This is a genomic window from Pseudoalteromonas sp. MTN2-4, assembly GCF_042848605.1.
Lineage (GTDB): Bacteria > Pseudomonadota > Gammaproteobacteria > Enterobacterales > Alteromonadaceae > Pseudoalteromonas.
The window spans coordinates 56121-80562 of sequence record NZ_BTGK01000002.1; the positions used below are offsets into that span (position 1 = coordinate 56121).

General features: G+C 39.5%; 21 protein-coding genes. 8 read left to right on the forward strand and 13 right to left on the reverse strand.

Translation table 11 applies throughout. From position 1 onward, the window contains the following. Positions 1–115: 115 nt before the first annotated feature. Entirely contained in the window at positions 116–1555 is a 1440-nt protein-coding gene (locus ACGHEH_RS05265) for a basic secretory protein-like protein (RefSeq protein WP_390442512.1), read from the reverse strand. Positions 1556–1814: 259 nt separating this feature from the next. Here ACGHEH_RS05265 and ACGHEH_RS05270 point away from each other — a divergent pair, with 259 nt between their 5' ends. Further along, entirely contained in the window at positions 1815–3422 is a 1608-nt protein-coding gene (locus tag ACGHEH_RS05270; RefSeq protein WP_390442515.1) for an ATP-binding protein, read from the forward strand. Between the two features lie 111 nt (positions 3423–3533). Here ACGHEH_RS05270 and ACGHEH_RS05275 read toward each other — a convergent pair whose 3' ends face one another. After that, complete coding sequence (locus ACGHEH_RS05275) at positions 3534–3779, reverse strand: hypothetical protein (RefSeq protein WP_390442517.1); 246 nt, start codon at positions 3777–3779, stop codon at positions 3534–3536. 347 nt (positions 3780–4126) lie between these two features. Between ACGHEH_RS05275 and ACGHEH_RS05280 the strand changes: the two genes are divergently transcribed. Together ACGHEH_RS05280 and ACGHEH_RS05285 are read left to right on the forward strand one after the other, a co-directional pair. After that, positions 4127–4633, forward strand: coding sequence for a hypothetical protein (locus ACGHEH_RS05280; protein WP_390442519.1), 507 nt, complete (start codon positions 4127–4129; stop codon positions 4631–4633). A 676-nt stretch (positions 4634–5309) separates the two neighbouring features. Continuing rightward, entirely contained in the window at positions 5310–6392 is a 1083-nt protein-coding gene (locus ACGHEH_RS05285) for a serine hydrolase domain-containing protein (RefSeq protein WP_390442521.1), read from the forward strand. A gap of 120 nt (positions 6393–6512) precedes the next feature. On the opposite strand, the gene ACGHEH_RS05290 is transcribed toward ACGHEH_RS05285, so the two are convergent. Continuing rightward, positions 6513–7877 carry a hypothetical protein gene (locus tag ACGHEH_RS05290; RefSeq protein ID WP_390442523.1) on the reverse strand — a complete coding sequence of 455 codons (1365 nt, stop codon included), beginning with the start codon at positions 7875–7877 and terminating at the stop codon, positions 6513–6515. Between the two features lie 69 nt (positions 7878–7946). Next, positions 7947–8621, reverse strand: a complete 675-nt coding sequence (locus tag ACGHEH_RS05295; protein WP_349286726.1) for a chromosome partitioning protein ParA — start codon at positions 8619–8621, stop codon at positions 7947–7949. A 212-nt stretch (positions 8622–8833) separates the two neighbouring features. Between ACGHEH_RS05295 and ACGHEH_RS05300 the strand changes: the two genes are divergently transcribed. Further along, positions 8834–9730 (forward strand): response regulator, encoded by an 897-nt coding sequence (locus ACGHEH_RS05300; protein WP_390442525.1) that lies wholly within the window; start codon positions 8834–8836, stop codon positions 9728–9730. 33 nt (positions 9731–9763) lie between these two features. On the opposite strand, the gene ACGHEH_RS05305 is transcribed toward ACGHEH_RS05300, so the two are convergent. From ACGHEH_RS05305 to ACGHEH_RS05320, 4 genes are read right to left on the reverse strand one after another with little or no spacing between them, the layout of a single operon-like run. After that, the gene (locus ACGHEH_RS05305) at positions 9764–11335 is read right to left on the reverse strand and encodes a cryptochrome/photolyase family protein (protein WP_390442528.1); all 1572 of its coding nucleotides are present in this window, start codon (positions 11333–11335) and stop codon (positions 9764–9766) included. Further along, positions 11332–11484 carry a DUF2256 domain-containing protein gene (locus ACGHEH_RS05310; protein WP_130256784.1) on the reverse strand — a complete coding sequence of 51 codons (153 nt, stop codon included), beginning with the start codon at positions 11482–11484 and terminating at the stop codon, positions 11332–11334. Before ACGHEH_RS05310 ends, ACGHEH_RS05305 begins: the two co-directional genes overlap by 4 nt. Positions 11485–11502: 18 nt before the next feature. Continuing rightward, positions 11503–12966, reverse strand: a complete 1464-nt coding sequence (locus ACGHEH_RS05315; RefSeq protein ID WP_390442531.1) for a deoxyribodipyrimidine photo-lyase/cryptochrome family protein — start codon at positions 12964–12966, stop codon at positions 11503–11505. Positions 12967–12969: 3 nt separating this feature from the next. Continuing rightward, entirely contained in the window at positions 12970–14334 is a 1365-nt protein-coding gene (locus ACGHEH_RS05320) for a DASH family cryptochrome (RefSeq protein WP_390442533.1), read from the reverse strand. Positions 14335–14422: 88 nt separating this feature from the next. Between ACGHEH_RS05320 and ACGHEH_RS05325 the strand changes: the two genes are divergently transcribed. Together ACGHEH_RS05325 and ACGHEH_RS05330 are read left to right on the forward strand one after the other, a co-directional pair. Then, the gene (locus tag ACGHEH_RS05325; RefSeq protein WP_390442536.1) at positions 14423–14683 is read left to right on the forward strand and encodes a Rho-binding antiterminator; all 261 of its coding nucleotides are present in this window, start codon (positions 14423–14425) and stop codon (positions 14681–14683) included. 83 nt (positions 14684–14766) lie between these two features. Beyond that, positions 14767–16065, forward strand: a complete 1299-nt coding sequence (locus ACGHEH_RS05330) for a hypothetical protein (RefSeq protein WP_390442538.1) — start codon at positions 14767–14769, stop codon at positions 16063–16065. Positions 16066–16108: 43 nt separating this feature from the next. On the opposite strand, the gene ACGHEH_RS05335 is transcribed toward ACGHEH_RS05330, so the two are convergent. The 3 genes from ACGHEH_RS05335 to ACGHEH_RS05345 form a co-directional block, all read right to left on the reverse strand. Next, a complete protein-coding gene (locus tag ACGHEH_RS05335; protein WP_390442541.1) occupies positions 16109–17764 on the reverse strand; it encodes a winged helix-turn-helix domain-containing protein in 1656 nt (551 codons plus the stop codon). A 126-nt stretch (positions 17765–17890) separates the two neighbouring features. After that, positions 17891–18889 carry a cytochrome d ubiquinol oxidase subunit II gene (gene cydB / locus ACGHEH_RS05340; protein WP_390442544.1) on the reverse strand — a complete coding sequence of 333 codons (999 nt, stop codon included), beginning with the start codon at positions 18887–18889 and terminating at the stop codon, positions 17891–17893. Continuing rightward, positions 18882–20255 carry a cytochrome ubiquinol oxidase subunit I gene (locus ACGHEH_RS05345; RefSeq protein WP_390442546.1) on the reverse strand — a complete coding sequence of 458 codons (1374 nt, stop codon included), beginning with the start codon at positions 20253–20255 and terminating at the stop codon, positions 18882–18884. The genes cydB and ACGHEH_RS05345 overlap by 8 nt, the downstream gene beginning before the upstream one ends. 237 nt (positions 20256–20492) lie before the next feature. On the opposite strand from ACGHEH_RS05345, the gene ACGHEH_RS05350 reads away from it, so the two are divergent. After that, positions 20493–21668 (forward strand): beta-propeller fold lactonase family protein, encoded by a 1176-nt coding sequence (locus ACGHEH_RS05350; protein WP_390442549.1) that lies wholly within the window; start codon positions 20493–20495, stop codon positions 21666–21668. A gap of 31 nt (positions 21669–21699) precedes the next feature. Here ACGHEH_RS05350 and ACGHEH_RS05355 read toward each other — a convergent pair whose 3' ends face one another. Next, the gene (locus ACGHEH_RS05355; RefSeq protein ID WP_390442550.1) at positions 21700–22302 is read right to left on the reverse strand and encodes an outer membrane beta-barrel protein; all 603 of its coding nucleotides are present in this window, start codon (positions 22300–22302) and stop codon (positions 21700–21702) included. Between the two features lie 94 nt (positions 22303–22396). Further along, entirely contained in the window at positions 22397–22813 is a 417-nt protein-coding gene (locus tag ACGHEH_RS05360; protein WP_390442553.1) for a hypothetical protein, read from the reverse strand. Positions 22814–23133: 320 nt separating this feature from the next. Between ACGHEH_RS05360 and brnQ the strand changes: the two genes are divergently transcribed. Further along, positions 23134–24423, forward strand: coding sequence for a branched-chain amino acid transport system II carrier protein (gene brnQ / locus ACGHEH_RS05365; RefSeq protein ID WP_390442556.1), 1290 nt, complete (start codon positions 23134–23136; stop codon positions 24421–24423). Positions 24424–24442 lie beyond the last annotated feature (19 nt).

Genomic DNA, 24442 nt, shown 5'->3' on the forward strand with positions numbered 1-24442 from the left:
ACGAGCATTAAAGTGTTAATGATGAAAAGGAGATTTGAATATATTCAAATGCAAGAAGTGGTCATTTTCACTTAATGGGAAGCAATTATGACCATTTTAAAAAAGGAGAAATTTATTATTTAATGAGTTCAGCTTGATATTCTTGCCAAAGCTTTTCGACCTTTTCGCCTGTCACATATTCAATAGCGGCGGCAAATGTCCAATCTGGTAACTCAGTTGCTGTAGCATTAAATTGATGCTCAAACGCTTCATAACGTTTACTTAACCAAGATAAGAAGAACCCGGTATTTGTGTAGCCACCCAACCAAGTCTCAGAAGGCTCAGGGCTACGAGTCTTGTGGAAGCCTGCATTAATACGAATTAAATCTGCAACCCCTTCAATAAAGGCATGGGTCTCTTCTGGTGAGCCCGTTGCTGATTGCGGGAATAACTGATAGCCATGGGTCAGCTCATGCCAAAGCACACCAAGCAACTCGTAAGTGACCTGTTCATCTGGTTTATTGGCTAGTCGTTCGGTGATGTATTTACTGCTGAATGCGATTTCCATATTTGAATAATCACCCGCACGATAAGCGAGTGTATCCATCCATTTTAGTCTAAATGTAACCTGCTCAAACTCTGGTACTTCGGTGAAATTTTTATACAGCATAGGCACTAAGTCACGGGTGACTTCATTAATCGCTTGTTCGATATTTGGCAGCAATTTAATCAGCCTTTTCGCGCCAGCAGATTCAGTGTCTTCAAGCTTGACCACTACTTTAGGTAACTGTAGACCAGCCCATGGACGATGAATATCCATGGCTTTAATGACATTTTTTTGTGTGGTACTGTCTGTGCCAGTGCTGTTTTTAGTCTTTAACGTAACCGAATAGCTACCCGGCTTAGTAAAGCGTACTTTTACGTCATTGCCCACATGCTTAATTTTTGCGCCAGGTATTATCCATTCGACATCATCAGGATCGTTATCACTGGTATTTGTAATGGTGATTTCTTCATTTAGCCTTACAATGCGCTTATCAAGTTCAAATGATGCTAAGGGAAGGTCAGTGGCAGCAAACAAGCCTATATCGGCCACTTGCAAATAACTATCACCCCATTTCGTTGTTCCCTGTTGTTTTAACTCAAAGCGTACGTGTTTCGCTTGCTGGCTATTTGCAACGGTGTAAGTTTTGGTTTGTGCTCTTGAATCAAAACTTTGCTCTGTTTGGGTGTCTAAGAGAAACCAATTTTTACCATCAACAGAGCCTTTTACCTGCCAATGTTTAGGATCTCGAGCTGGAGCATCCCCTGCTGATGTTAAAGAATATTGATGAATTTGAAACGCACCCTTAAAGTCAATTTGCACCCAAGTTTGCGATTTATCAGACAAAAATTTACTGTGAATTGAACTATCAAATAATTGTTCAACGGATTCGTTTTCTACAAACGCAGGATGTTGTGCCTGTACAGTAAATGACTCCTTATCTGTAATATCGTAAAGGACAATATCTTTTGCGAGTACTGCCTGCGAACACACTGCAGCTAAAAGCATTATCAAGTTATTTTTTTTAAACATAATCACATTCTTTAAGTTTCTAAATAAGACACACGATATTGGAACGTTCCACAAAAGCAAGTGTTTTGCGTTAAAAACGCACACTTTTTATAATTCCCTAATAACACATACCGCTTTTAGAACATCTAAACTCCTGAAAATTATATCAATATCTATCTCGAACTCACATCAAGATTTTTTCATAATTAGAAACAGCTTTGCCGCATCTGAAGCTTGATGCTAATGTTAATTGAGAACTTTTATTGCATGGAAACTAAATATGAAAAGTGCCCCACTTGCCGTAAATGAAAATCTGCGCTTAAGAACCTTAGAAAGGTATAAAGTGCTTGATACAGAAACTGAACAGTGTTTTGACGATATTACTAAATTGGCATCTGTCATTTGTAATACACCGATTTCATTGGTCAGTCTGGTTGATAGTAATCGACAGTGGTTTAAGTCAAAGGTTGGCCTTGATGCAGATGAGACCAGCCGGGAAATAGCATTTTGCTCACATGCAATCTTAGAGGAACACATTTTCGAAATTGAAGATGCACGAAATGACGAGCGTTTTTTTGATAATCCTTTAGTGACCGACGGCCCTAAAATTCGCTTCTATGCTGGCGCTCCTTTATGTGCTCCAAATGGCGAAGCAATAGGCACACTTTGCGCAATCAGTGATGAACCACAAAAATTGACGAACGAGCAGCGTTTAGCACTTCAAACACTGGCTAAGCAAGTCATCGCTCAACTAGAGCTTCGGCTAAAAGTAAAACAATTGAAAGATTCAAACCGTGCAAAAGACGAGTTCTTATCAACAATAAGCCATGAGCTTCGTACTCCGCTCAATGCCATTACAGGTTTTAGCGAAGTTTTAAAAGAGTCTGCCGATATAAGGGCTCTAACAAAAGAGCAATTTGAATATATACAAAACATCGAGTTTAGTAGTCATCAGCTACTAGAAATAGTCAACTCGGTGCTCAACTTAGAAAAAATTGATGCGGGAAAGATGGAACTAAAACCGCAACCAGTAAACCTGGATAAATTATTTCAAAGCATTATGAGTATGATGGGAAGTAAAGCACAGCAGGGAGAGGTAGAACTTAATTACGATATCGATGGTGCCCTTACTTCGCGCTTTTTTAATATTGACAAAACAAAATTAACGCAAGTCATTGTAAATATTATTGGCAATGCCATTAAATTCACGCCACAAACAAAGCAGATTAATGTTCGCTTCTATTTAAATAAAGATAAATTACACATAGAAGTTGCTGATCAAGGCGTAGGTATTAGTAAATCAGACCAAGTCCTACTGTTTGATAAATTCAAACAAGTCGGTATGCAAAGAAAAGAAGGTACAGGTTTGGGTCTATGCATTTCTAAAGGGTTAGTCGAACTAATGAAAGGCAAAATTCAGTTATCGAGTACTTTAGGTATGGGCACCCTAGTTTCAATATCACTGCCTGTTGACGGATGCGAGCAATGTTCAGAACCTGAACCAATCGAAGTACAGAGCTTTGAAAAACTACGTATTTGTGTTGTTGAAGATAACGCGCTTAACCAGATGTTAATTAAGGCGATGTTACAGCGACTTGGTATCCAACATACGATTTTCGAAAGCGCTGAGGCGTTGTTTGAAATGTCGAATTTAGATACTTTTGATCTCTTCTTTCTTGATATCAACTTACCAGGAATGTCTGGGTTACAAGCTTTAGAAAAGCTGAAAATATTACAGTGCAAACAGCCTAAAGTTGCTGTAACTGCTGATATTTTTCAAGAAAAAAAGCTTGGTTCACTTTTTGATTATGTTATTACAAAACCATACAAAAAAGCTGATTTGATCAGAGTTCTGAATCAAATAGTGACGTCTCTCTCCCCTTTATAAAAAATGGTGGAGTCATCTCAACTTGCATGTTTCTAAGAAACTAACTATCTGAGAAACATAGGCTTAATTTATTTTTTCTATCGCAACAATCTCTGAGCGATTCATCGTTAATTAGTTACGCTCTAGTTGCATTACTGAATTGTCTCTGTCTGTTGAATACTTCAATACCAAATTAATCTGATAAAGGCGCACAACAACTTTCGTTTCACGCTCATCCTCCATTGATAAAATGAATTGATTTAACTTGTTCATTAAATCAATCGTCAGAGTATTAACTGGTGGGTTTGTTATTAAAACCTTTGCAATACCTGCTTTTTTATAATCGTTAATTTGTTCATAGCTATGCCCTTTATGCATTAAAAAATAAGTAACTCGTTTTTAGACAGAAACAATTTAGAGCCAAAGGCGCACAAGCCTGCTGTTTTGCACCCTTTGGTTAAAGCGTTTGTTATGTAATGTGATTTACTGACAGCTCTCTTTTATTTATTAACTGCATTGTAGCCTTTTTATCTGTCCCATTATTTTTAATATGGATATAAAAATATATAAGCAGCACAAACGATTATTGACCGCATGGGATAAGTCAGCTCCTATAAATGAAACAAAATATTTATTACAACCTTTTAACTTCTTCCTGAAGTTTTGCTTATATTTTTCTAAAAAAATATCCTCAAGTCTAAATAAAAATTAAAGTATTACTTTTAATGTGTTGTACTTCAAAATCAAAATTATTAATCATCTTTTCATTCATTTTTCTGCTTGCAGGTTGTGGAGGAAGTTCTGATAACAACACGATTACCAATGAAGCAAAAACTAAACTAACAAGAATTAACTTTAGAGATGATAATCTTAAACAATGTGTGCTAGATACACGCTTAGAAAATATAGAAGACCTAAAAATACTAGATTGTACAGAGAAATCTATAGAGTCCACTTTGGGTATTGAACAACTAACCGCGTTGAATATTCTTAACCTTGGTGATAATGAACTTACTGATATTGATGTATCCAAGAACACCACGTTGGTTGCGCTTTTCCTTAATAAGAACCAACTGACCAATATTGATGTATCCAATAACACCTCGTTGGCTGTGCTTCACCTTGATAATAATCAACTGATAAGTATTGATTTAACTAATAATGAAAATATAAAAACCTTAACCATAGATGTAGATGTTATTTGTTCAGGCAATGTTTGCCCAGGACAATGAATAGATAACTAAATTTAAAAGCTGCCGATAAACTTTTGAGTTTAACAGCGTTATTTTAAACAAGCAGGTGGGGCAATTGCCCCACCCAAATGCTAAAACCTATAGATATACATTTGTATAGCGAACCGATAGATATAAGGTATAGGGGGGAGCAAACAGTTTATATACACTCTTAACACCGTTGCCTAGCTAAATACACACCTCAGCAGGTTAGAAAAGTTTTTTGCACAAGGTTTTAACAACTCAAAAACCATGAAACTTTTAGAATAAGGTTTACAACGGAATGACACACTAAAAACGACGAAATCAGAGATGTTTTTAAACCTACAGCCTATGGTACTGAATTATTGAATGAAGTTACATTTAACGGATAGTTTCACCAATCTAGGCAAAGACATTATGAACACCTGCACCAGTATTGAATTACACACGCTTAAACTCGTTTATAAACCTGAAATTCTGACTTTTCACAAATATTTCACTAAATTTAATATAGTCTTGAAAACAAAAACTTTGGTGAAGGTGTTTAGTGAATATTAAAAAGAAGCTTAACTTACGAATTATTATTAAGCGATTGACGTTTTTAATTGGTATACACTTTGTTTTAATATTCTCATTTTTGTTTTATACCGATCTACATCTTTACATGCGGCCTACTCCAAAGAGCTTTGATGAGATGCTCTCACAGTATATGGAGGCTGCAAAATTACCAGGCGCGTCTGTTTTGGTTTTTAATGAGGGGGAGGTTGTTTTTTCGAAACAATATGGCCGTGCAAATTTAGAGTCGCAAACAGCGCCAACTCAAAATACTTTATATCAGGTGGCTTCAGTCTCAAAGTTAGTCACCGGCACCGCGGTACTAAAACTGTATGAACAAGGCAAATTAAAGCTCGACGATGATATTAATCAGTTCTTGCCTTTTGCTGTTCGCAACCCGCATTTTCCTGACACGCCAATCACCATTCGCATGCTGCTCTCTCATGTCTCTAGTATTTCTGATGGCTCTTTCTTTTTTGGAAGCCCATATTGGGACCTTTACCAAGATATAGGTAAGAAGACATTTAAACCCACAGCATTAGCTCAATTCATTGAAGGCTATTTCACCTCCAGTAGCGAATATTATGATCAAGGCAATAACTTTAATACTTCTAAACCCGGTACCCAACCTGAATATAGCAATGTGGCTTATGGACTTTTAGGTTATTTAGTAGAACACGTTTCAGGCATGCCATTTTATGAGTTTTGCAAACAAGAAATTTTTATACCTTTAGAGATGCAACACACGCGCTGGCTAAGCGAAAACCTTGAAACCAGTTACGTTGCAGTACCCTATTCTTATCGTTTATTGAACCGCAATTATCAAAGTATAGGCACCTATGAAATGCCGACTTATGCTGATGGTGGGCTTAAAACCAGTGCTATAGAGTTTATGCGCTTTCTTCATATTTTTGTGAATGATGGCAAAACAATACAAGGAACGCCATTTTTAAAGCCCGAAACAGTAGATGAAATGCTTACAGTTCAATACCCTAAGGTCAATAAAATTTCAGGCTTAACTTGGTGGGTTGATGACAACAAATACATGCATGGCGGCTCTGATCCGGGTGTCAAAGCGCTTGTAGCAATATCTAAGCATGAGCAATGGGGGTTCATTTTTTTCGCCAATGGTGGAGGGTTTCGCACTGAACTTGGCTTCGAATTATTCAGAGATGACCTATACGACTACTTGAACCACTATGGCCCGCCATTAAACAATTAAAGATAGTTACGAGTTAATAAGCAAACCCTATTTAAAAATGATATCCAAGCGCTCTTTCTAGTTCACTATACACAGCTTCAGCTATTTAAATAAAAGCGCTATTTGGAGATAATTCAATCATTAATCAATACGTTCGATGGCGATAATTTCTGAGCGATTCATGGTGATTTTATATCGCTCCAGCTGATTGCTTTCCTTGTTTTGATCTGTCGTGTATTTCAAAACTAGATTGATTTGATAACGACGCTCAACCCCTTGTCCTGACACTTTATTGCCATCATGACTATAAAGTTTACCTGCGCCTTTTTTTAAATAACGCGCAAAAGAACTTAAATTAAAGGTGATGCGTTGCTGAATTTCTTCGTATCCAGGTAAATACTCTTGCAACTTAACTTCATTTTTACTGCAAAAGTGCAGTAAGGTAGCAGCTTGCTTATTTTGCTGACGACGCTTTTGTAATAACGCATCAACGTCTTCAGGTAACTCTTTGCTTTTGATTAATTCAAACCAAATGGTTTGCCGAGCAACCACTTCCTCATCAACTGAGTTTTTAAAAATATTGCGCCACTTAGGGCGACCATGTTGTATTTTTCGCCAAGCCCATTGTGTGATTTCATCTTTAAAAGTCTCTCGCAGACCGTAGATAACACCGAGTAAGGCAATCAGAGCTATCGTGATTTCTTGAAAATTCGAACGGGCGTTAAGTACTAGATACATCACAAATGCCATAATGACACCTGTGACTAAGCCTCTCACTAATCGTTTTAGGTTTAAGTTTAGATCTTGTGTTTTCTTATTAAATACCACGCCATGTTCAATCAAGCGCTGTAATAAACGCATTTTATTCGTGATGCGGTTTGGATCTTCAAGTGTTACTTGCGAATTGTAGTTATGCTGTTCTCTATAAGCCGTTTCTTCTTTACAAAACGCCAAAATTTCATTTCTTTCACGACTAAACTCACTAGATTTTGGGCCTTTTGCTAAGAGCTTTAAAAAACCCTGTTCACTGTGCCAACTTAAATAGTTATCAGCGTTTTGAAAGTAGGGTTTTAATATTTGCTCCGGTGGCTTATATCGACGAAGTTTCTTTAATAACTTTTTCGCTTGTTCAACCAGTTCACAAGCAACGGGGTAAAACTCATCAGCAGATTTTAGTTTAAGTGTGGCTTTAATATCAGCATCTAAGGCAATGCGAATTTGATAGGAGAATAAATTTAAATTCACTCTGTAGTCGCTTTTTTCCCCTTTTTTTTGACTTATGTATCGGCTTCTGACCAGAGGTAAATGGAGTTGCTCCGAATAATAAGCACAGTGCGTTTTAATATGGGCGTTAAAAAAATCAACTTCGTTAAAAGTGTCGCTATTAATGCCCATTTCAGTGGGGATAGAAAAGTATAAATCTAGCTGGCTGGCTTCTTTGGGGAATAGTTGAGTAACAAGTTTAAAAGATAAACTTTCGTCAGGGCTTAATTTGGTTTTTGTCATTGATTAAAAATCCCCTTTACTACTACACCCCTTAATTTTAGCACAACCTATTGCTTTATATATTAAAATCTAGCCAGGTTTATTAGCTTTAACCGCATCTAAATACCGCCCTTCTATAAACTTCTTCTCTTTATTTAAATGCTTTATCTTAGTTTTGGCTTGCTCTAGCTCGTTTTGCAGTTCTGCAACTTCAGCAGGATCAACTTCTCCACTAGTTTGCAATGATAACTGCTCTATCAGCTGGTTTTGTTCGTTGATCTGGCGTTTATAATTGTTCAACATAGTGGCCATTTCAGATTCATTTTGACTGGCTGGTGCCATGGGCTCGCTGATCCACTCTTCCTTTTGTGCTCGAAGTGCAACCACCTCATTTTGTAGCTTTTGATTACTACTCTGTAAGTCTTCAAAAGAAGAGGTTTTTATTTCTAGCTCTGTTTTAGCAACATTAAGCTTTTTAGCCGTAACATCTAAATCCCCCTTTAATTTGCGGATAAGCTTATGAGAGCGGCTCAACTTTTTATTTAACTCATTAATAGACGCTTGTTCTTCTTTCGTTATATGGTCAGCAGTAGAAGAACGTATTTGAGCAAGTTGCTGCTCTAAACCAACCTGTACCTGTACTAACTCTGATAATGTTTTGCCATGCTGCTCAGAAAATTGACTAGCTCGTTGAACTGATTCTCGGCAAAGAGCAATAACGGCCTCATGGTCCTCGTTTGAACGCCCCTTTCCTGTTATTGACACAGCGAATTTCCTAAACTCGCGTAGGATCAATAACAGAATATAAAACCACGTAGCTAAAATAAGTAAGCCAAAGTTGAGCGCTACATATTGATAGGCCTCTAGAGGAAAAAGAGTATCCACACACATAACCTCTCTGTTATTAATGATATAAGTTTAGTTTTAATGAGAAATTCTGCCTATACTCATTAAAGTTAATTTTTTTAGGGTTAGATGTGAAAGTACTAATTGTCGATGATAGCTTAGCCACAAGAGAAATTATTAAACGAGCTCTAATGAACTATGAGTACCGTAAGCTTTTTATTCGATGTGTTGAGAGTGTTGAAAAGGCAAGAGCTGAGTTAGTCGATTGGCACCCTCACATTGTTCTCACTGATTGGTATATGCCAGAACAAACTGGCCTCGTTTTATTAGAAGAAATCCGCTTATTAAGACCTGAGCTTCCTGTCGGAATTATTTCTACAATTGATGAAAAAGAAAAGATAATTCAAGCAAGAACAGCTGGTTGTAACTTCTTTTTATCTAAGCCTTTTTCTGACGAACAATTACATACTCAACTGCAGCCTATTATTGAAAAGCTCGAACAAATTGAACTTGAGGTAGAGCAGTCGGTGCCTTTAAAAGAAGGCTTGCCACTGCCCAAAACCGAACAATTAGAAAAATTAATGCAAAAGAACATTAGCGAATGCCTTAGTTTGAACCCCATTCGAGCGCAATACTTCGATGAGTCCAAAGTTCCCAGCGTTATGGTTATTTATGCAGAGCGTGGAAGTCAGAAAATTAGAGTGATCGGAGTTTTAGATATTTACGCTGTATGTGTGTTAGCTAGTAGCTGTATGAATATAGAAAAAGAAGAAGCGCTTAAAGCAATACATGAAAACAACGTCCACCCTGATATTTTATCCGCCTGTAAAGAGGCATTAGAGAAAACAGCTTACGCATTTTTAGATAATCAGAGCCGCATGAGTTTATACGTAAGAAGTTGTAAAATCATCTCTCAACCACATCCACGCCTTGAGCAAATATTTAGCTACCCCTTAAATAGCCGCATAGACTTAAGTTGTGAACGCGAGGGCATGGCGCAAGGTAAAATGTTGATTGTGGGCGTTTGATATCATTGCTCCCACAATCAGCCATTACTTGGATTAAATATTATTAATATTTTCTAAGTAAGTGTCTGCTTGATTAAGTACAGCAGCCCTTTGCTCATCGGTTTTCTTAAGCCAGTTTTTAAATACCATGGCTGTACGCGGATTGTTGCCCAATTTTTCTTGGTTTCGATGCATAAAGTGCCAATACAGTGAATTTAATGGGCATGCGTTATTACCCACTGTTTCTGTTACTTTGTAAGCACAACTAGAGCAGTAGTCACTCATTTTTTTCACATAGTTTCCACTGGCCGCATAGGCTTTAGAGCCGACAATACCCCCATCAGCAAACTGGCTCATACCACGAGTGTTTGGCATTTCTACCCATTCGATAGCATCGATATACACGCCCAAATACCAGGCATCGACTTCATCGGGGTTAATACCAGCAATCAAACAGAAATTACCTGTGATCATTAACCGCTGAATATGATGCGCATAGGCGTAGTCAAGTGATTGGCTAATTGCATGGTGCTGGCAATTCATTTTGGTATTTGCATCCCAAAACCAACCAGGCAGCGCACGCGTTGTTTCTAAGTGATTCAATGTTGCGTAGTTAGGCATATTTGCCCAGTAAACGCCTCTGACGAACTCTCTCCAACCAAGTATTTGCCTGACAAAGCCTTCAATTTGTGCCAAATTAATTTTACCATTTGATTGTTGATAGTAATGGATCGCAGTATCAACAACTTGCTTAGGCGACAATATCTTACTGTTTAGTGCAAATGAAATGCGGCTATGGTACAAGCTCCAACCCAAGTCTTCTCCTAATCCTCTAAGCTGGCCCGTCATGGCATCTTGAAAGCGGCCAAAGTTAGGCAAACATACTTCACAAAAAAAGTTCAGAAGCTCAACAGACTGCTTGCGGTTTATGGGCCATAGTAAGGTGTTATCACCTTCACCTATAGTCTTTATATTGTGCCGTGCGATACGCTCATTTATCTCATTAACATCATTGGCAAATAACAGAGGTTGCGGCACATTACTTAAATCTTGTTTTTTAAGCTTTTCACGATTGTCTTTGTCGTAATTCCATTGCCCACCTTCAGGCTCGCCATTTTGCATTAAAATATCGAAACGTGCGCGCATCGTTCGGTAAAAGTGCTCTAACCTGTGTTTTTTGTTAGCTTTAAAGTATTGCCCTAGTTCTTGGTCACTGACATAAAAGTGCTCAGCTTCAAAGCCCATGTTTTGGATTTCTAGGCTTTGGCAAAACTCGCTGATTTGAGTACGAAGTCTCGCTTCATCAGCTAGCTGGTATTCAAATTGCTGAATACTGAACTTTTGAATTAAATGCAATAACAGCTCAGGCAAGCTTTTAAATTTTGCAGTGTCGTCCAAGGTTAGGTGCAAAACATGAAACCCTGCTTGCTTTAAGCCTGCTGCAAACCCTTGCATAGCAGCGAAAAACGCCTGTACTTTTTGAACGTGATGCACTGTGTAAGTGGCTTCTTGATGTAATTCGGCGATGACATACAATACCGAATCGTTTTTATCTTGATACCAACTGTGACTGGCATTGAGTTGATCACCTAAAACTAATCTGAGTGTTTGATACTGATTATTCATACCAACTCCTTATCTTGTTTGCCTTTATTGCCCGCACAGCGTTTAGAGCAATACTTCACATTTTCCCAATCTCGCTGCCACTTTTTACGCCATGTAAAAGGTCGCTCACACACTGGGCATAGTTTGGTAGGTAATTGGCTTTTCTTCATATTACTCTTCATTTTTTTCTAATCGGGTCTGACATGGCGGGCTAATAGATGACCGACTTGAGCACGAACTTCGGGGCGCTTGCGCCACTTCCACAATAAATCTTGGGCTGCTTTGTAGCTTTTTGATACATCAACAATGGGGTCAGGGTAATTTTTGCCAAGCTCAACGCCATACATAAGTTGCTCCATTGGCGAAAGCTGCCAAGGCTCATGTACGAGTGGCGCGGGAATATTGGCAAGCTCAGGCAACCAACGTTTTACGAACTCACCGTCTGGGTCTTTTTCAAGGCCTTGCTTTACTGGGCTATAAATACGTATGGTATTAAAACCCGTTACCCCAGCCTGCATCTGCATTTGGCTGTAATGAATACCCGGTTCAAAATCTAAGAAAAGACTGGCCAAATAAGGGGCACCATCGCGCCAATCCACTTCGAGATGATGGCATAAGAAACTTACTAACATCGCCCGCATTCTAAAGTTGATATACCCGGTTGCAATTAAACAGCGCATGCACGCATCAACCATGGGCACACCCGTTTTACCTTGTTGCCACGCAATAAGGCGCTCGGCTGCGAGTGCTTTATCTGCGCGCGGTAAATGTGTATAGCCCAAGTTAACTGGTTCAAATTCCATCGAACTTTGACTTTCGAATTTTTGGATAAAATGACAGTGCCAATGCAATCTAGAAGTAAAAGCAACTAGGCTTCTGCGCCAACCTTTTTTTTGCCAGTGTTGTAACACCGCCTGATACGCTTGCCTTAAACTGATATTTCCCCACGCTAAATAGGGAGAGAGCCTAGAACAATGAGTTTGGCTCAATATCGGGCTCGAAACACTGTAAGCATAAGCTTGGCCACGTGTATCAAAAAAGGAATCCAAAACCTCTTTGGCAGCTTTTTCACCACCTTGTTGGTATTCTCCTGCTTCTAAAAACCATTCTGGGTGCTCGTCAATTGCCGACTTTTTTACGCTGTCTGCAAATTCATTTTCAACACACCAATTAACTGCATCTAGGTCAACATCAGCAGTTGGGGCACGCATGACTTTTTGCCAATACTCGTCCCAGGTTTTACGATGTGTTAGCCCTCTAATTACGGCGCCATATGGGGTTTCATGCCAAGTAATGCCAGCATTTTCGCAGCAAGATGCAATAAATTTATCTCGCTCAAAAGTGTTGTTTAAGCCTATTTCTTGATAAGAGTAGAGTCCGGCAATGTTGTATTTATCATGCAACTCTGCAAAAGTGTTCTGCACGTCTTTAAAACTGATATAGAGCGCCCCTTCGGGTAGTCGCGCAGCTATGTCTTTTAAAGATGACAAGATAAACTGCCAGTGCCGGGGTTTATAATGCGGATCATCAAGCAGCATAGGCTCAAAGCAATACACCAACAAAACAGCATGACCTGACTGCGCTGCTTTAAGTAAAGGCTCGTGATCTGTGAGCCGTAAATCTCGTTTTAACCAAACGACTGAAATCGCCATAAACTATTGTGCACACGTATCAACTGGCCAGTCTGCGGCATCAACCGAGTCCAGCGGTTGAAAATCTTGCTTACCAAGCCAATGATTAATAAATACATCGTTGGGGTCGTATTGCGCTTTCTGTTTTTCGATATTGAAGTGACGACCACCTCGGGGATCTGCACCCACACCAGCAATGTACTGCCAATTGCCCCAGTTAGATGCCACATCATAATCGAGTAATTGTTGCTGAAAATAAGCCGCACCATAACGCCAATCAAGACAGAGCTCGTTTACTAAACAGCTAGCCACGATTTGTCTACCTCGGTTAGACATAAACCCAGTCTGATTAAGTTGCTTCATGCATGCATTGACCAGTGGGTATGGGGTTTCGCCTTCACACCATTTTTTAAATCGTTCAGGGAAAAAGCTCGTTAATGGCTTACTATTCGCTTGCCCTTTAAATGAAAACAGACTTTCACCTTGATACAGCGCTAACCATTGAAAATACTCGCGCCATAACAACTCAAATTTAATCCAATAAGTTGATTCATTCTTGGTCACACTAGATTCATATTGCTCAACCCCATGCCACACTTGACGAGGTGACAAACTGCCTTGCGCAAGATAAGGGCTAAATTTAGTAGACAGCTGCCAGCCATCGAGTTCGTTGCGAGTTTCTTTATAAGTACTTGGTGCAGTTGAATCGAAGTAACTTTTTAAGTGTGCTGAAGCTGCATGCTCACCACCTTGGAATAGTGATTCAGTAAAGTCTTCATCACTTAACCCTTCACTTTGTGAAATGTCACCAATCACCTGCTCTGTACTCATAAAATCTAATGCAGTTTTAGTCGCTGGCGGAAACAGCTCATTCAGTGTTAAGGGCTCGGCAATCTCAGAAGTTTTTTGTTTTTCGACAAAACGGCGATATTTTGAAAAGCTATCAAGGTAGGCCGGATGGCTTAAAATTTCCGTGTCATGCCAAAGAGTGTGTTGCCAAGCACCATGCAGCCTAACGGAGGTGTTCTGCTCAATCTCTTTAAGCCATTGCCTTTCATACACACCAACCTGATGCGCTACAGCTAAAGTATTGACTCGAAGCTTCTCACATAAATTGCTTATAGCAGTAACAGGGTTGCCTTTGAGAAGTATTAAGTTGTGCCCTCTGGCGGCTAGTTGAAGTGCCAAATTTGAGATTGCTTGCAAAGTAAAAACGAGACGCCGTTTGCCCATTGCTCGTTGCTGAAAGTTGTTCGCTTTGAAATCTGACTCATTAAGTACATAAACAAACGACATTTCATCTGAAAAATCACACACATTATTCAGCAATAGATTATCTTGTAACCTTAAATCGTGAGTGAACCAATATAACGTGTTTATCTTTAGCAAAGTATTTATCCAATAGAAATATGCACCTTGTTTAATTACGTTTAGTTCAACTCATAAGTTCACTATCAAAACGAAATTAGGACAAACAATGAAAACTACAATTAGCTGTGATGTGCATGATTACTTTGAGATTGTCTGTATGAGAAAAAGCCAGATCACCATCACACTGCACTCAGAAAAGACAATATCAGGCGAAGCGTCAGATATTATCTTAAATCAGGAAAAGCAGGAGTGCTTACAGATGAGGGAAAACAATGTGCTTCACCTGATCCCGCTGACTGAAATTAAACTCTTACATGCACACAATAACCCTATATCTGCACATAATTTTCAGGTTAAGATTACATAAAGGTTTTAGGTACTAAACTGAATTTTCAAATCTCCACAAGATACTCGGTTACTTAGGTGAGACGTTCACTATGAAGGAATACTATGTCATCTAGAGCAGTTATTATTAGTTTGTTTGCCTGTTGTATTTCTTTCGCAACAGGTTATTTTATCAAAGACAACCAACCCAAGTATGCAAATCAACCAACGGCCAAAGTAAAAGCGCAGGTAACTGAGCAAAGTGATACACAGCAGAAAGCTGGCTTTACAAAGTCCACGATACGTATTCCCAGTTCGTCATACTCAACAAACGAGCAGCACACTCTTGATGTATTAGAGGACTTTCTAAATAAATATCAAGACTCTAATTATTTGACTATTACAAATAAGTCACTGGCACCTCTATACCTTCAACTAGGTCAGTTAGATGCTTATCAATTACAGCAAAAAGCCCAAGACTTACTCAACCTTTTACCCAACGCGGCCGCGTTAAGAGTTCTTGGGGTTACACTTGAAGTGCTTGCTGAGCAAGCACCTATTGCAGCACTTGATATAGCATTAAATTTAAGTGTTTCAGAAGAATTTAAATGGAGCTATGCTTGGTCAGTTTTGTCAGTCTGGACTAGCAACTCACCGCTCGACGCCTATGATTGGTACATGGCTCAAGATTTTAGCCAATCAAACCTGAAAGGTTTTGGCACCGAAAACATGGTGTCTACTGCAGTACTTAGTGGCTTATATAGTTATGACAAAGCCTTAGCAATTTCAAAAATTACGGAGTTGTCACAACAGAATAAAGTGAGTGCGCCTTCATTATCTTTAATCTCAAGAAGCATTAATGACTCAGAAGAGTTTAGAAATTTGCTCAACGCCTTAGGCGCAGATAAAGAAAGTAAAATGGGGCGAACTGAAATTGCTGGAGAATGGTTTAGTAAAGTTCCTCATGATGCTGCTGCCTGGGTCAATATGCTTAGCGAAGAGCAAAAAACCGAACCGCTTTTAAGACACGCATTAAATCGTTGGGCAGAATCAAGTCCACTTGAAGCTTCAGATTGGTATATCAAGCAATTTAACGAGCAACAGCAATCAAAAGCAATTTCTGAAGCCGCAACCAGTTTTGCCGCACGTGATCCGCAAGCTGCATTGGACTGGGTTGATAGTTTAAATAGAAGTGATACTGACTTTGCAGTCGAAGAGTTATTACATAGGGCCAGCTACGAAAACCCAGATTTTGTACTTGAACACCTTGATAGAGTCAATGAAGAACAGCGTAAGATATCAGTATTACAATCCGCCATTTATGCTATTCATCAACAAGACCCAAGCAAGGCTAAAAGGATCGTAAACGCTTCGCCTTACAAAGATGAGCTAGAAGAATACCTTAACAGGATAAATGAGTATTAATGATGGTGTTCAGGTTAACGACTTTGAACTCATCTTGAGAAGCTTAGTTAACCGTATACACAGTCGCGTTGTTGAACCACGCATCAACTCGCGCTATCAACATAGGATTATCGCTGTGATTGGCGATAACCTGAGCCTTTTTAGCAAACTGTTCCGCTTTACTTTGCAATAACTGACTTCTTGCAATGTCGGCCCTAGCTAATAATACCCAAATCTGGTTTGCAGGTGCTTGTGAGTGAGTCGCGATTTCAAATGCTTGTTGTAAATATTGCTCTGCAAGCGCATTATTTTGCTGCGCATTTGACACCTTTGCTAGTTCAATTAGCGCGGCAGTTTGACCATAATCGCCTTGAAACTGCTTGTGATATTGCAGTGCTGCAGTGAGATGACGTGCAGATGCGCCAAACTCGCCTTGCAAACGCTTGATTTTGCCAAGCTCTTCATGAGAATACGCAATAAATAACTCATCGTTTTGCTGCTCAGCCAATTGTTTCGCTTGTTCAACATACTGCTCAGCACTGAGCAATTCGTTTTCTCTGTCGGTTTGCTGTGGCCAATTTATTTGCAAATATCCAATCATTAAATAAGCGCGCAATAACTCTCTACCTTGCTCTCCTTGAGTTTGAGCCAGATTAATACTGTCTTTAAGCAGCGCTATCGCCTCTGTAATTTGCCCTGAGTTTGCATAGCTCGCAGCCAAATAACGTTTGGCCGCCAATAAATCAGGCTCTGTACTTAACGCAGTTTGCAACAAGGGTTTTGCAGCAACGAAATCTTGCTCTAAATATTTTGCAACACCTCTAGCAAAGGCCTCATTACTAAATTGGCTGATGCTTTTATCATTACCTGAGGGCTGATATTCATCGAAGCGAATTGCTATTTTGCTCACTAATTGATTGAACGCGTCATCAACAGAGGATGCGAACTCAATACCTTGCTCCACACCAAATGGCGTTTGTAATTGATAATGCAGTTGAAAATCTTCAGGGAAGCCTGTTAAACGAGTGGCAACGATTAAATCAGCTTCTAACTTCTCTTGAATGGGATAAAGCGCCCCACTTTGATAAGCTCTTCGTAGCTCGGCGTTCAGCCTTTCTATCGCGAAAAGTACATGATCGCTGTCAATGACCGCTAATTGACTTGATTGACTTAAACCAAGCGTGAGTTGCTCTTGACCACGCAGTGGCACCCAATTGTGAACGCTGTCTTGCACATCATTCTTGACAGGTAAAAACGCCACTTTTAGAGGCGGCTCTGAACGAATAAATAAAAACACAAACACAATCATAAGCAACAGAAAAACGGCGATTGACGCGACAATCCACACTTTGCTTTTATCTATGACTGGCCGAGTTTTAATTTTAGCTTGTGAATTAATTGACTGAATTGGCTCTGACTGTATAGATTCAGGTAATAAAGGCGCAACCCACTGATAGCCTTTACGAGAATAGGTTTTTATTACATTGGCACCGAGTAAGTCTCGGATCTCTTTAATAGATTGTGTTAGAACTTGATCTTGGACAACAACATCATCCCAAACGGCGTTTATGACCGTCTGCTTACTGACAATATCGCTTTTATGTTCAATAAGGTAATTAAGGACTTGTAAGGTTTTTGCGCGAATAGAATGTTCAGAGTCAACGCTGCTAACTATCCCTGTTACTGTATCTAACACTTTGTCGTCTATCTGAAATCGCATGACATTCTATGGCATTATTTTTAGTTTTTCTATTTTAGTAGTCTGCTATATCAACTCAAAAGTAGCAAGTTTATGAGGTTGGGAAAGTATTCATAAACTTGCTAGTAAAGTTAACGCTAATATCAATCAATAATATCTTAGGTCGTCGACTTTGCCCCAAAACACGCGATACGAATAAGCGGTGTAGGCCAAGATTGTTGGCACCACAAGTAATGCTCCCCAGAGTAAAAAGGCCAATGATTCGGCCGCCGCCACTGCCTGCCAAATGGTAAGATGATTTGGCACTATGTCTGGGAAGAAACTAATTGCTAACCCTAAGAATGACAGAGTAAAAATAGTCACGCTCAAGATAAACGGATAATGCGCTTTATTATCTGGCTGGGTTGTTAGCTGCGATAGCTTCCGAGCGATTAATACAAAACAACTAAAACAGATAATCGGCAGAGGTAATAACAGCAACATGCTCGGCCAGCTAAACCACTTCAAGAAAATCTCTGGCGACAACCATAGATTTGCGCCTGACACTAGGGCAATACCTACGAAAGCAACATACACACAGCGCTTGCAGACTTTAATTGCGTATTGCTGCAACTCACCTTCGGTTTTCATCACCAACCAAGCTGCACCAATTAGAGTATAAGCCGCAGCTACACCGACAGCACTTAAAAGGGCAAAGCCATAAGACCAAGCAGATTCATCAAAACCCATTACATAGCGACCTAACATATAGCCCTGCGATGTCGCTGCCAGCAGTGACCCAAACTTAAAGGCCAAATCCCATGCACTCTTGTGATCGACAATGGCTTTAGCTCTGAAATCAAACGCAACGCCACGCAAAATCAAACCAATCAACATAAAAGTACAAGGTATATACAGCGCTTTTAGTACCAAACTATGCGCGGTTGGGAACGCAATCAGTAGTAAACCAATTGCTAAAACTAACCAGGTTTCATTAGCATCCCAAAATGGACCGATTGAAGCGATCATTTTATCAGCATCATGATCGTTGTTGGTGGGCAATAAAATACCCACTCCCAAGTCATAGCCGTCCAAAATGGCATATAACAGCACAGCTAACGCCATTAACGCTGCGTAAGTAATTGCTAAGGTATCTTGTTCAAACATGCGCAGACTCCTTGATTTCAATACTTGAACGTTTTTTGCCTACATGTTCTTGTAGCGATATTTCTTCAATGAACACCGCTTTTCTCGCCATTAAAAATACCGTGTGTAAGTAAGCAACCAATAAAAACGCATACACGGTTAGATACATGACCAAGCTAAACCCAACATTTGCTGGCGCAATGGTAGTTGCTGCTTGATCGACGGTTAAAACACCGCTAACAATAAACGGCTGACGGCCAATTTCAGTGACATACCAGCCAGCAAGCGTTGCCACCCAACCAGAGAAACTCATTGCTACTAAAGTTCGTAGTAACCAATTCGGTAAAGCGTTATTCTTATAAAGCTTAAACGCAGCAAACCAAGCAACTGCAATCATGAGCAAACCAAGCCCCACCATGACTCTAAAGCTAAAGAACACAGGTTTTACTGGCGGGTGCTCCCCCTTAAATTCATTTAAGCCTTTTATTTCACCATCGAGTTGATGAGTCAAAATTAAACTTGCTAAATTAGGCACTGCCAGTTCAAAATGATTTGTACGCTGCTCTTCGTCTGGAATAGCAAATAATAATAAAGGGGCGCCTTGTGTGGTTTCCCACACGCCTTCCATCGCAGCGACTTTTTGTGGTTGATGTTCAAACGTATTGAGGCCGTGTAAATCACCCACATAGGCTTGTAATGGTGCCAACACAGCTGCCACAACCAGCGCAACTTTAAGTGTGAGCCTCGGCGCTTTTTTATCATCACCTCGCAGCAATCGATAGCTACTGATCCCAGCGATTAAAAAGCTCGCAGTAAGACCTGATGCAATCAACTTGTGAGTAAAACGATAAGGAAAGGAAGGGTTAAAAATGATCGCCCACCAATCGGTCGGATAAGCAATGCCGTCTCGCATTTCAAAGCCAACAGGCGTTTGCATCCAAGAGTTAAGGCTTAAGATCCAAAATGCCGACAAGGTTGTGCCAATTGCCACAACAAAACACGCAATGGTATGGACACGTACTGGCACCTTATTGATACCAAACAACATGATTCCTAAAAAAGTCGCTTCTAAAAAGAACGCGGTTAGCACTTCGTAGCCCAGTAATGGCCCTGCAATATTGCCCACTTTTTCCATAAAGCCCGGCCAGTTCGTACCGAATTGAAACGACATGGTGATGCCACTGACAACACCTAATGCAAAAGTCAGCGCAAAAATTTTTACCCAAAAACGATAGGCTCGCATCCAAACCGCATCGCCCGTTTGTTCAAACCTGACTTTAAAGAATACGAGAAACCATCCTAACGCGATGGTTATAGTAGGAAATAAAATATGAAAACTGATATTTGCCGCAAACTGAATTCGCGACAGCATTAATGTATCTAACATGTTCCCCTCCGAACACGACCCAAACATGTCTTAATTGAAGTTACCAAAAACCAAAGCTTTTAAAGTTTCAGTAATTACTGAAACTTTAAAACATAATAAGCGTTAAATTAATCCAAATCAATTATTAATCGGCATTAATAATGTACTAATTGAGGTAGCACAGAAAATGTTGTTTTCATCACTCTTTCAAACTGCCAAAATAGAAAGAGAATAATAACAATCGTTTGGTACTTTGCCGTGAACCCAAGCTATATCTTATTGAACTGCCTTATTTTATTACTCTCTGCCTGTGTAGGTATCACACAAGCCGAAACATCGATGGCCACCAGCAAAACTATTTTCGTCTTAACAGACACTGATAAAGGAATTGATGGCTTAAACAACCCCCGCGACATTGCACTGAGTAAAGATAAAAAATGGTTATTTGTTGCCAGTGCCGATGACAATGCGCTCTCGGCATTTAAAATAAATGATGACTTTTCACTTACACACCAACAAACGATTAAGAGCAGTAAACAAGTAAAACTCGAAGGCGCATTATCTGTGGTCACAGATAGTCAAAGTCAAAATGTGTATGTATTGAGTTACTACCACAGTGCGTTATTACACTTCAGCTTTGATGAAGCATCCGGCTTAACTTTAAAACATACTCTTTCTGATAACTTGCCTTTTCAGCAAGTCTTTAAACAGCCTGACACGATCCAGCCAAAACAAGATACTATGGGAATTTTGGGGGGGTATGAACTGCATATTGATCACCTGACTAATCAACTCTTTATCGCTTCAACAGTGAGTCACGGAGTGAGTGTATTCGACATAGATCAAGATGGCACACCGACTTTAACGCAACGTATTAACACAATAAAAGATAACGCGCTTTCAGGCGCTGTGTCGGTGACTACCGATGACTCTGGTCAGTTTTTAGCTGTCGCTGGCATGAATGGAAAAGCAGTCTCAATTCACACCAAAAACGTAACAGGCTCTTTTGAATATACCCAAACGATTAAGCATCAATTTGAAATGCCAATTTCGGTCACTTTTGCACAAAATGGCCAGTATTTATTTGTTGTTGATGCTATGACCAGTGATATCGTTATATTTCAAAAGCACAATAACCAAGGTTATGAACTGATACAGGTAATGGGCAAAACAGAGCATGGCATTAGTGGCTTAAATAAGGTGATATTTTTTAAAGACGATAAATCAGTAATGACTTTTTCAGAACAAAGTCACCGTATTGATAAATTTGAATTAATAGACTCAGCCCTCAAGCATACAATTACTTTATCGGTGCCCTTTTTGCAATCTGCAACTTCACTTGAATTTTTAGACTCAAACCATGTTGTCTCAACATGGGCAAAGTCAGACGCACTCGCTGTTTTTAAAATTGCAGACACAAAAAAAGGCAACTAAGTTGCCTTTTTTTGTGTGCAGAAAGCTGAGATTAAAAGTTATAACGAATATTTAAACCAGTATTTTTGTAATCTTTCACATTTTTGTGCGAAAAATTAAATGTGAACTTCTCCGAGAAGTTGTAGTTTAATTGTATCTGGTAAAATGCATTATTTTCTGACTCAGAATCAAATTCTAGGCGCTCATAGCCAGCACCAATTAGCATGTCTAAAGCTTCATTGAACGCAAAGTGATAATTGGCTTCTAAACCATATGCAGTTGTGTCGTACGAACTTTTATCACTCCCCCCTCTGTAAGAATATTTATATTCTGTTTTTAATTTTCCATAGTAAGGTGATATTTCAATAATTTTATCTTCATCTAAATGCGTCAAAAAACCAAAGCCAGCGTAAAACTGACCATAGTCATAATCAGCATTACTAATTGATTCAGATGTTTGGATATAACGTGCTTTAAGTAAAAAGTTTTCTTCTACTTGCTTACTGAGCTTTAAACCCAAACCTTTTGGGCTAATTTCAGAATCATCAAGTGTTAATTTTGCATAACCCGCTTCAACATAATCAAAGTTAATGTTGCTTGCAAAAGCAGGTGATGAAATAAGTGAGGTTGCTAGAAGAATTGCGCGAATTTTCATTTTTTCCCTTATATTACTTTCCTAAAAATTCGTCGCAATTCTAATTAGTTATTCTGCTTAGTGTAAGCCTTTGATGTAATACATTGTAAACAGTTTAACGACAGGTAAAACTCATCACTAGTTCATAAGGCTGCCCCATTGAATCTTCTGCTATGCCGCCACCTATCGACATCGCTGCGCCTACATCATCAACAGAATTTTGACCCAATACCCACAGCACCGAACCTGCCGTTTCTACTGCGTTGGCGATATTTAAATTCCGTAAATATTCTGCTTCCGGCATGCTGCCAACATAAGTAATGTTTTCATTAAGTACATAGGCTTTCTTATCTTGCTCATCACAAAAGTGCTTAGATTGTTTTAATGCTTCATTACCGGCTTCAGATTTGGTTTGTGCCGTGAGCTTCACATAATGCTCGCCACTGTCTGAAGGACGCACGTTATTGTGGTGCGCACACGCGGTTAATAAAGTCGCTAAAGAAAGTGAGATGAGTGTTTTCGCTGCATTCATTGTAAGTGCCTAAGGTGTTTGTTTTGATGAGTCTAAGTTAGCGCGATTACCTGTGAGAGTCCGTCAAATGTCGTGAGAAGTTGTAGAAAAGTGTAAAAGTACTAAACGCTCAAATAAAAAATAAAACCATCCGATTTACGGTATTCATAAATAGTTTATGCAAAAAACTTCAATTATGCTTCCTGCTCGTTTTTATTTATTTCTTTGTTTAGATTCCCTTCTCATCTGCATTTTTTAATCGCACAGTCTAAATTTGCATTGTCCCTAATAATCCCTAGAATGCGCCGCTCAATTGACTGACAGGTTATTACGAGGTTTTCATGTCAAAGTCTTCTCTATTAACGCTTGGGTTTATGACCTTTGCGTTATTTTTAGGTGCGGGAAACGTTATTTTTCCGCCACAATTAGGTCAAGGCTCAGGTGAGTTTTTCTGGCCAGCAACTATCGGATTTTTGATCACCGCAGTGGGATTACCTGCCCTCACCCTAATTGCCATTGGCTACATGGGCGGTAGCGAAGCGCTAACCAATAAACTGCCACGCGCAGGCCATTTACTATTTTGGGGTGTATTGTTTCTATCAATTGGTCCGCTATTTTCATTACCAAGAACATTTAGCGTGTCATTTGAATTTATTGCCAAACCATTTTTCGCCGATTGGGCCTTATTACCTTTCACTTTAGTAATGGCTGCAACCACGCTATTCTTTGCGCTTAGCCCAGGCAAACTAATGGACAGGATCGGTAAAATCTTAACGCCGGTTTTATTACTGATGCTGTTATTTATCGCCATCAGTGCGTTTTTATACCCGCACGGGCAACTCGAAAACACCGCAGAGCAATACCAATCTTTCGCCATTGCCTCTGGTCTGTCAGAAGGTTATATGACCATGGACGTGTTAGGCGCTGTTGGCTTCGGCTGGTTAGTGATCAATGCGCTTAAAAGTGCGGCCCCTAATGCGCCTGTTGTGCCTAACCTAATCAAAATTGTGCTGATTTCTAGTGTTGCGATGTGTTTTGTTTATATTGCCATTGCTTTTGTAGGTGCAAATTACGGCATTGTTGAAAGTAATGGGGGTGCACTTTTATCAAATTACATGAATTGGATCTATGGTACGCCAGGCGTCTTATTAATGGGTGTAATTGTAACGCTTGCTTGTTTGACTACAGCCATAGGTTTGACCTGTGCTTGCGCTGAGTTTACTAGTCAAAACTTCAAAAGCATTAACTACAAAACCAGTACCATTACGATTGTCGCCATTACAACATTAGTCGCTAATCTGGGCTTAGACCTGTTGATTGCTATTACATTGCCACTCGTTGTTGTACTTCACCCTGTTGCTATCAGTATTATTTTATTGGGTCTGTTCTATTTAAAGCGTCCGTTCAACGGCTTGGTATACAGTTTAACCATTGCAGCTGCGATCACCGGTGGTGTCATTGATGCGCTCAAGATCCTTGGCAATATGCCTGAGCAACTGCATAACGTATTTGTAAATTACCTACCTTTATATCAATACAATGCTGGCTGGATTGTGCCGACTTTAGTCGTTTTTGCAGTCGCAAATATGCTGTTCCAAAGCAAACAAAATACTGCTCAAGCTGCTGCTTAACGTGCATAATAACTAATCT

What these genes read in the sequence shown, in the direction of transcription:
- ACGHEH_RS05265 (WP_390442512.1), bottom strand. Translation starts at nt 1,555, where the DNA reads ATGTTTAAAAAAAATAACTTGATAATGCTTTTAGCTGCAGTGTGTTCG.
- ACGHEH_RS05270 (WP_390442515.1), top strand. Translation starts at nt 1,815, where the DNA reads ATGAAAAGTGCCCCACTTGCCGTAAATGAAAATCTGCGCTTAAGAACC.
- ACGHEH_RS05275 (WP_390442517.1), bottom strand. Translation starts at nt 3,779, where the DNA reads ATGCATAAAGGGCATAGCTATGAACAAATTAACGATTATAAAAAAGCA.
- ACGHEH_RS05280 (WP_390442519.1), top strand. Translation starts at nt 4,127, where the DNA reads ATGTGTTGTACTTCAAAATCAAAATTATTAATCATCTTTTCATTCATT.
- ACGHEH_RS05285 (WP_390442521.1), top strand. Translation starts at nt 5,310, where the DNA reads ATGCTCTCACAGTATATGGAGGCTGCAAAATTACCAGGCGCGTCTGTT.
- ACGHEH_RS05290 (WP_390442523.1), bottom strand. Translation starts at nt 7,877, where the DNA reads ATGACAAAAACCAAATTAAGCCCTGACGAAAGTTTATCTTTTAAACTT.
- ACGHEH_RS05305 (WP_390442528.1), bottom strand. Translation starts at nt 11,335, where the DNA reads ATGAATAATCAGTATCAAACACTCAGATTAGTTTTAGGTGATCAACTC.
- ACGHEH_RS05310 (WP_130256784.1), bottom strand. Translation starts at nt 11,484, where the DNA reads ATGAAGAAAAGCCAATTACCTACCAAACTATGCCCAGTGTGTGAGCGA.
- ACGHEH_RS05315 (WP_390442531.1), bottom strand. Translation starts at nt 12,966, where the DNA reads ATGGCGATTTCAGTCGTTTGGTTAAAACGAGATTTACGGCTCACAGAT.
- ACGHEH_RS05325 (WP_390442536.1), top strand. Translation starts at nt 14,423, where the DNA reads ATGAAAACTACAATTAGCTGTGATGTGCATGATTACTTTGAGATTGTC.
- ACGHEH_RS05330 (WP_390442538.1), top strand. Translation starts at nt 14,767, where the DNA reads ATGTCATCTAGAGCAGTTATTATTAGTTTGTTTGCCTGTTGTATTTCT.
- ACGHEH_RS05335 (WP_390442541.1), bottom strand. Translation starts at nt 17,764, where the DNA reads ATGCGATTTCAGATAGACGACAAAGTGTTAGATACAGTAACAGGGATA.
- cydB (WP_390442544.1), bottom strand. Translation starts at nt 18,889, where the DNA reads ATGTTTGAACAAGATACCTTAGCAATTACTTACGCAGCGTTAATGGCG.
- ACGHEH_RS05345 (WP_390442546.1), bottom strand. Translation starts at nt 20,255, where the DNA reads ATGTTAGATACATTAATGCTGTCGCGAATTCAGTTTGCGGCAAATATC.
- ACGHEH_RS05355 (WP_390442550.1), bottom strand. Translation starts at nt 22,302, where the DNA reads ATGAAAATTCGCGCAATTCTTCTAGCAACCTCACTTATTTCATCACCT.
- ACGHEH_RS05360 (WP_390442553.1), bottom strand. Translation starts at nt 22,813, where the DNA reads ATGAATGCAGCGAAAACACTCATCTCACTTTCTTTAGCGACTTTATTA.
- brnQ (WP_390442556.1), top strand. Translation starts at nt 23,134, where the DNA reads ATGTCAAAGTCTTCTCTATTAACGCTTGGGTTTATGACCTTTGCGTTA.